Here is a 509-nt window from a genome sequence, read left to right on the forward strand (position 1 = left end):
GGTTGTCGCTTCAGATGTCATAGTTTGGGTTTTCATAGTAAGTCACTGTGAAATGGGTATGATTAAATAAATCTCTGATAGCACTCGTCACCTATTTGGCAACGACGCTATTTGCCTGCTCACCTTACTAAAAATTGACTATTTTATCCATATTTACGTTAACTAAATTTGCGTTGTCGATAAAAACACGCGGCTATATCCCTGATTTACGACTAAATCATCATAAAAGATGCCTGACCGGCGACTTATCTTGAAAACAAAAAAATACCCAAATGCGTGAGCATTCGGGCAGGAGGAAAATTGTATCTTGGGCATCCTGATGATTCAGGCTTTTTATTTTTGGAGACTACTTTTTGGACAACTGCTTTTGGTACAGACTTACTTCTTTTAACGGGTCTTAATGTCTAGATATTAAATCTGGTTACTGATAGGAATCGCTATTCGCTTTTGGCATGATTATCCATAATACGATATAGATCAAAATACCCGGTACGGCAGCACTCAATGAT

At 37.7% G+C, this 509-nt stretch carries 1 pseudogene; it reads right to left on the bottom strand.

The window, feature by feature from the left end:
• Nucleotides 1–421 precede the first annotated feature (421 nt).
• Nucleotides 422–509, bottom strand: a pseudogene (locus tag ACS8FC_RS21110) (PspC domain-containing protein); the annotation flags it as partial.

The sequence above is a fragment of the Psychrobacter sp. 1Y4 genome (assembly GCF_051847555.1).